Genomic DNA, 6,796 nt, shown 5'->3' with positions numbered 1-6,796 from the left:
TAAGGCTTTTAGACTTTTTTGACCTCAAAAAGTGCCGACCATTGGAGGGATCGGGGGTAAAATTCAGGTACTTTTTCCCTGAAAATTAGGTAACTGACTACCTCAAAATCGGTAAAACCCTACACCCCACACCCCACACCCTGCCCCCACGAAAAACTTTTTCAGCAGCCCCTACTTAGGTAATTGACCAGATGAAAATCGGTAAAACCCTACACCCCACATCCCACACCCTACCCCCACGAAAAACTTATTCAGCAAACCCTAAATACAGTTCCTTATTTGGTTTTGCCAAAGATTCATTAACTGAGTTTCCATTGCTTTAATCCAGGTAGCCGGTTGAAATAGTGGTAAATCTCCCTGTTTTTGCTGCCATTGCTGAGTGAATTGGCGCAGTTCCTCCCAGTGGGTCCCCCAATAAATTGCTTGGACTTGATAGGATTCCCTACTTTCACAGACAAAAGATTCTAAACCAGCAGCGTGGCAAATACTCATCCCCATTCGCGAAGCAAAAGTATCTCCAGGACAAGTCAGTAAAGGAACGCCAGCTTGAATGGCGCAAACAGAAGTCGCTCCGCCATTATACAGAAACGTGTCTAAAAACAAATCTGCCTGCCGACACACAGAGATGAATTCCCATGGGGAACGCTGAACTAAAAAGACAAGACGCTCTGGGTCAACGCCTGCGGTTTTCGCTTTTGCTCGCAGGGTTTGGGAAATATCCTCAGAAGACTCCGCCAACCACAGCACAGCGTTGGGTACAGCTTGCAAAATCTCCAGCCAGCAAGCAAAGAGTTCAGGCGACCATTTATCAGTGCGATTAAAACAAGCATAGACAAATCCCTCGTCTGGTAATCCCAGTTCCGACCGCGATGGCGGTGGTTCAGAAAAAGACAAAGGAGTAGTAACAAAAACGTGGGGTAATTCCACTAAAGTTTCCCTGTAATATTCCGCCAAATCTGGGGGAATTAAAAAGCGATCGCCCAGAATGTAGGGGATAAAATCTGCACCAAGGGTATCAGGATAACCCAGATAGTGGAGTTGCAGGGGAGCCGAAGGATACAGAAGCAATAGCAGCCCTAGAAAAAGCCTTAGAAAAAGAAGCGGAAAACTCGATCGCCACCGTGATTAAATTGGCCATATCTCAGTTACAACGGCAAGAGGCTGACATCAACACCATGGACGACCATGAGAAGGACAACCTAAAATCTTTTCGCTAATTTTGCCATAGACTGCACCCTTTGCTTCTAAAATGGGCTATTGCGGCTAGACCCGAATATTGGTCTAGCATTTGCCCGTAGACTGAATAAAGCACGTTATAAAGATTATGGCCAAAGTTCTGGTATCCGATTCGATCGATCCGGTAGGAGTAGAAATTCTGTCACAGGTTGCCCAAGTGGACGTGAAAACAGGACTATCCGCCGAGGAAATCATTCAAATTATCCCCGAATACGACGCACTGATGCTCCGTTCCAGTACCCGCGTCACTAAGGAAATCGTCGAAGCGGGCAGCAAACTACAAATTATCGGCCGCGCAGGGGTAGGAGTCGATAATATCGATGTTCCCGCGGCCACCCGTCAGGGGATTATTGTCGTTAACTCTCCCGAAGGTAACACGATCGCCGCTGCCGAACACGCCTTGGCCATGATGTTATCCCTCTCCCGTCATATTCCCGATGCCAATCAGTCGGTAAAAGCGAATAAATGGGAAAGAAATCGCTTTATCGGCACAGAAGTTTATAAAAAGAACCTAGGAGTCGTCGGTTTAGGGAAAATTGGTTCCCACGTCGCCGCCGTTGCTAGATCCCTAGGCATGAAAATTCTCGCCTACGATCCCTTTATTTCCAAAGAACGCGCCGATCAACTCGGTTGCACCCTAGTGGATCTGGAACTACTCTTTGCCGAGTCCGATTTTATCACCCTCCACGTCCCGAAAACTCCCGAAACCCAGCATCTCATCGGTCGGGAAACCCTCCCTAAGATGAAACCCACGGTCCGCATCATTAACTGTTCCCGCGGCGGCATTATCGACGAGTTGGCTTTAATTGAAGCCCTCGAATCCGGTAGAATCGCCGGGGCAGCCTTGGATGTATTTGAACAGGAACCTTTAGGCGAATCTAGATTAAGAGAATTATCTAACGTCATCCTCACTCCCCACCTAGGCGCATCGACTACGGAAGCACAGGTTAATGTGGCTATTGATGTGGCCGAACAAATTCGCGATGTCCTCCTCGGTTTGCCAGCGCGTTCGGCCGTTAATATCCCCGGACTAACTCCCGATGTTATGGAAAAACTGCGCCCTTACCTGCAATTAGCGGAAACTATGGGTAATCTCGTCAGCCAGTTAGCAGGAGGTCGCTGTGACTCGTTAAATGTCCGTTTACAGGGAGAATTGGCCACTAAAGACAGTCAACCCCTGGTGATAGCGGCAATTAAGGGTTTACTTTCCCAAGCCCTCCGGGAACGGGTAAACTATGTTAATGCGGCGATCGAAGCTAAGGAACGCGGTATCCGGGTAATCGAAACCCGGGATGCTTCCACCCGCGACTATTCGGGATCGATTCATTTGGAAGCCAATGGTTCCATGGGGACCCATTCCGTCACCGGAGCGCTGTTAAGTACGGGAGAAATCCGCATTACTGACCTCGATGAGTTCCCCATTAACGTGCCTCCGAGTAATCATATGTTATTCACCCTTCACCAAGATATGCCCGGTATTATCGGCAAAATTGGCGCACTTTTAGGCAGTTTTAATGTCAATATCGCCAGTATGCAGGTAGGACGCAAAATTATTCGCGGTGACGCAGTTATGGCCCTGAGTCTCGATGATCCTCTACCGGAAGGTCTTCTCTCGGAAATTACTAAAGTCCCCGGTATCCGCGATGCTTACACGGTAAAACTCTAGATTAAATCAGTTATCAGCTTCTGAAGGCAAGAGGCAACCCCCCACCCCCCTAGGGTTGATTCAAGGTAGGGTTGATTCATGAATCAACCCTACTACCGACATCGGGGGGGTCGGGGGGCAAGGGGGGCTAATCTAAGAATAAGCGGTTTAAATGCGTCTTAGCTTAATCAGTAATCAGTGAAAGGAAAGCTCGGAACTTGCCACTTAATACTTTTGACTGAAAACCCAAATCTGATAACTGATACCTAATCACTGATAACTGATATATGTCTAATAGTTGGTGGGAAATTACGGTTTTGTGCGAACCTAGTCTCGAAGAAACGGTTTTCTGGAGACTGGAAGATTTTGGCTGTTCGGGAACGGCCACCGCTAAAAAACAATCCTCTTTAGAGGTTAGGGCCTATATACCAGAAATTAAAGCGCAATTGCCTGATTTAGAGGCACTAAGCCTCTGGTTAAAGCAAGATGCTTTGATTTTAGGTTTTTCTGAACCTGTCAGCCATTGGCAGTTAATGGACGAGGAAGACTGGGCCAGCAGTTGGAAACAACATTGGCAGATCAGCGAGATCGGCGATCGCTTTTTGATCTGTCCTGCTTGGTTAAATCCCCCGGAAAATAACGAGAGATTGGTGATTAAAATTGACCCCGGTTCCGCTTTCGGCACGGGAACGCATCCCACCACCCAATTATGCCTAGAATCCCTAGAAATGCGTTTAAGTAGCCATCCAGAGAATAAAATTATCGCCGATATCGGTTGTGGTTCTGGCATACTGGCGATCGGGGCGATTTTATTAGGGGCCAAAAAAGTTTATGCTGTGGATACAGATCCGCTGGCGGTGAGTGCGACGTATAGTAATCGCCATCTCAACGGGATTAACCCCGAAAATTTGGCTATTAATCACGGTAGTGTCGGGGAGTTATTAGAATTAATTCCCGATGGTGTCGATGGCATCGTTTGTAATATTTTAGCCGAGACAATTATCGCTTTAATGCCCGAAATCACCCGTCTGGCAAAACCCACCACTTGGGGAATTTTAAGCGGCATCCTTGTTACCCAAGCACAAGCAGTTACAGATATTTTAGAACCCCAAGGCTGGACAGTGGCTGCCCTGTGGAAACGTCAAGAATGGTGTTGTCTGCAAATTCGTCGCGCTGTGGATTAATATAGCTGTCAGCCTGGAATCAGTTATCAGTTATCAGTTATCAGTGAGCAGTTATCAGATTTGAGTTTTCAGTGAGCAGTATCAAGTGAGGAGTATTAAATGGCATTAACAGTGCTGTCTTGTCACTTCACTGATTACTAAGTAGGTAGGCGTTAAAAATTATCAGATGCCCCCCTTATTAAGGGGGGATTAAGGGGGGATCCCCCCGCCTATCGGCACCCCCCTTATCAAGGGGGGCAGGGGGGATCGAACCTAAAATCCATTTTTAATTTAATTATAACCAGCTACTTATTTACTATTTACTATTTACTGAAAAAAGCATCCATGACTCAAGATAGTTTTCGCATCAGTTTCGCTCCCTTATCTTTGCAGGAAGTATATCAATTAGCCGATGATGGGGCTAATGGGGCTATTGTACTAATGAGTGGTACTGTACGGGAGCAAACCGACGGTAAACCAGTTATTTATCTTGATTATCAGGCCTACGAACCCATGGCGATGGAGGTTTTCCGGCAAATTGCTCGGCAAATTCGGCAAACCTGGCCCGATACTAATCGAGTTGTCATTCACCATCGCACCGGTAAGCTAAAAATCGGTGAAATTAGCGTTTTAGTAGCGGTGGGTTGTCCCCATCGGGGGGAAGCTTTCGCAGCCTGTCGTTATGCTATTGATACTCTCAAGCATAATGCCCCGATCTGGAAAAAAGAATACTGGTCTGATGGTTCTAGTCAATGGGTTAGTATTGGGGCTTGTGAACTGGAAAATCGATAAATGGGGTTAAGGATGGGTTTATTTACCCATCCTCGGAATAATTAGGCAGCTATGACGGTTTTTTCCGCCATTAATGCCTCTTGGCGTTGGAATTCGGCTAATTGTGCCGTAATTTCATCCCGGACAATCTGACGGTATTCAAGGAAATGCTCGTTGTGGGCGCAGACAGTGATATAGTGTTCGGCATTGGCGGGATTATGACGCAAAATACCGAATAAATTCTGCCAGAATTTCCAGCGAGTGGAACGTTTAAAGCCCTGTCGCCAGATAATTACCGCTAGGGCATAGAGATCGGCCCGGCGAGGCAGTTTAAAGGCAGGTTTCGCTTTAGGTGCGCCTAATTTCAGGAAACAGCGATAGGTGCGATCGAGAAATACCTCCGGATCGTACAATTTCCAGAAGGCTTCAATATATTCTGTGGCAATATCTTCGATCGGCCGGGTGGGAACGAAATTCATTAGGGTACTTTGGTTAATGTCCTGTTTCCCCGTTAATCGTAGTCGTCCTTCTTTTTCCAAGCGAGTCCATAGGGCGGTATTGGGTAAAGCTTGTAACATTCCGAAGAGAGCCGTGGGAATGGCCGCTTCTTCGACAAAATTAATAATGCGATCGGCCGCTCCTTTTTTCTCGCCATCAAAACCGATGATAAATCCCGCCATAGGGCGCAATCCAGCTTTAATAATCTTATCTACCGTCTCGGTTAAGGAACTACGGGTATTTTGGAATTTTTTGGTTAATTGTAAACTTTCTTCGTCGGGGGTTTCAATACCTAAAAAGACCGCATCAAAGTAACAATCGACCATCATTTCCATTAATTCGGGATCGGCGGCTAAATCTACCGATGCTTCCGTGTTAAACCGGAAAGGATACTGGTGTTCTTCTTGCCAAACCTTTAATTCTTTGAGGAGTAATTTAACGTTGCGCTTGTTGCCGATAAAATTATCATCCACCATGAACACGCCCCGACGCCAACCTAATTCGTAGAGATAATCTAATTCTTTTAATAATTGTGCGGGGGTTTTGGTGCGGGGTTTACGACCATAGAGAACGATAATATCGCAAAATTCGCACTGGAAGGGACAGCCCCGCGAAAACTGCACCGACATGGAATCATAAGCTTCAAAATCGAGCAGATCGTAGCGTGGGATCGGGGTAATTGTCACATCGGGTTTTTCTGTGGTGCGGAAAACACCTTTGGTTTCTCCTCTTGCCAATGCTTCCACAAACATCGGGATGGTGATTTCTCCCTCATCGAGAATCAGAAAATCGGCCTCGGCCACTTCATGGGGGATAGAAGTGGGATAGGGACCACCCACAGCCACCAGTTTACCCCGTTGTTTGGCTTCGTGAATTTGTTCGATTAAATCTTGACGTTGCACAATCATGCCGGAAAGAATCACTATTTCAGCCCATTCCCATTCTGCTTCTGTCACCGCCCGAATATTGCGATCGACCAGTTTAAATTCCCATTCCTGCGGTAAAATCGCCGCCACCGTCACCATACCCAGGGGAGGAAGTAAGACTTTGCGATCGACTAATTCCAGAATTTTGTTATAGGACCAGAAAGTCGGCGGAAAAACGGGATAAATCAGTAAGGCACGCATATTCACTCCTCGCTCGATGGCGATCGATTCTTGACCTTTCGCTTGATTGTAATCTTTTTCGGTCAGGGATGGGAAAACCGTTATTTAGCCCTAGAACTAAGATCAGGCTTGATTTTCGGCCGCCATTGCCAACCCTTGACCCTGCCACCATAAAAGTTTATGGTCAACATTAATAAAATTTATGTAAACAAATGTTGCATAGTCTGGGAAGTTATGTTACATTTAATATCAAGCACTTGAATCAAATGCAATTTTATTATAGGAAGGCAATTCACCATGGATAAGCAAGAAAACAAACTCGGCTTCACCGCTTTCGCTGAAAACTGGAATGGTCGTTTAGCCATGCTCGGTTTCGT

Annotated in this window: 5 protein-coding genes; 3 read left to right on the top strand and 2 right to left on the bottom strand. The window is 46.4% G+C overall.

Going from position 1 to position 6,796, the window contains the following annotated elements:
• Nucleotides 1–261: 261 nt before the first annotated feature.
• Nucleotides 262–1,068 carry an O-linked N-acetylglucosamine transferase family protein gene (locus PX484_RS10670; protein ID WP_002804128.1) on the bottom strand — a complete coding sequence of 269 codons (807 nt, stop codon included), beginning with the start codon at nt 1,066–1,068 and terminating at the stop codon, nt 262–264.
• A 256-nt stretch (nt 1,069–1,324) separates the two neighbouring features.
• Between PX484_RS10670 and serA the strand changes: the two genes are divergently transcribed.
• The 3 genes from serA to PX484_RS10655 all read left to right on the top strand — a co-directional run bounded on the left by serA (nt 1,325) and on the right by PX484_RS10655 (nt 4,836).
• A complete protein-coding gene (serA, locus tag PX484_RS10665; protein ID WP_287764522.1) occupies nt 1,325–2,902 on the top strand; it encodes a phosphoglycerate dehydrogenase in 1,578 nt (525 codons plus the stop codon).
• A gap of 266 nt (nt 2,903–3,168) precedes the next feature.
• Entirely contained in the window at nt 3,169–4,065 is an 897-nt protein-coding gene (gene prmA / locus PX484_RS10660; RefSeq protein ID WP_287764525.1) for a 50S ribosomal protein L11 methyltransferase, read from the top strand.
• Between the two features lie 324 nt (nt 4,066–4,389).
• Nucleotides 4,390–4,836: a molybdenum cofactor biosynthesis protein MoaE gene (locus PX484_RS10655; protein ID WP_002804124.1), complete on the top strand. Its 447-nt coding sequence runs from the start codon at nt 4,390–4,392 to the stop codon at nt 4,834–4,836.
• 41 nt (nt 4,837–4,877) lie between these two features.
• On the opposite strand, the gene PX484_RS10650 is transcribed toward PX484_RS10655, so the two are convergent.
• The gene (locus tag PX484_RS10650) at nt 4,878–6,440 is read right to left on the bottom strand and encodes a B12-binding domain-containing radical SAM protein (protein WP_002804122.1); all 1,563 of its coding nucleotides are present in this window, start codon (nt 6,438–6,440) and stop codon (nt 4,878–4,880) included.
• Nucleotides 6,441–6,796: the final 356 nt, after the last annotated feature.

This window comes from Microcystis sp. M49636_WE2 (genome assembly GCF_030065375.1).
GTDB classification, from domain to species: domain Bacteria; phylum Cyanobacteriota; class Cyanobacteriia; order Cyanobacteriales; family Microcystaceae; genus Microcystis; species Microcystis aeruginosa_C.
This window is presented reverse-complemented; position numbering and strand designations above follow the sequence as displayed.

Excerpts from the sequence above, each read along its gene's own strand:
- serA (WP_287764522.1), top strand. The coding sequence starts at position 1,325 with ATGGCCAAAGTTCTGGTATCCGATTCGATCGATCCGGTAGGAGTAGAA.
- prmA (WP_287764525.1), top strand. The coding sequence starts at position 3,169 with ATGTCTAATAGTTGGTGGGAAATTACGGTTTTGTGCGAACCTAGTCTC.
- PX484_RS10655 (WP_002804124.1), top strand. The coding sequence starts at position 4,390 with ATGACTCAAGATAGTTTTCGCATCAGTTTCGCTCCCTTATCTTTGCAG.
- PX484_RS10650 (WP_002804122.1), bottom strand. The coding sequence starts at position 6,440 with ATGCGTGCCTTACTGATTTATCCCGTTTTTCCGCCGACTTTCTGGTCC.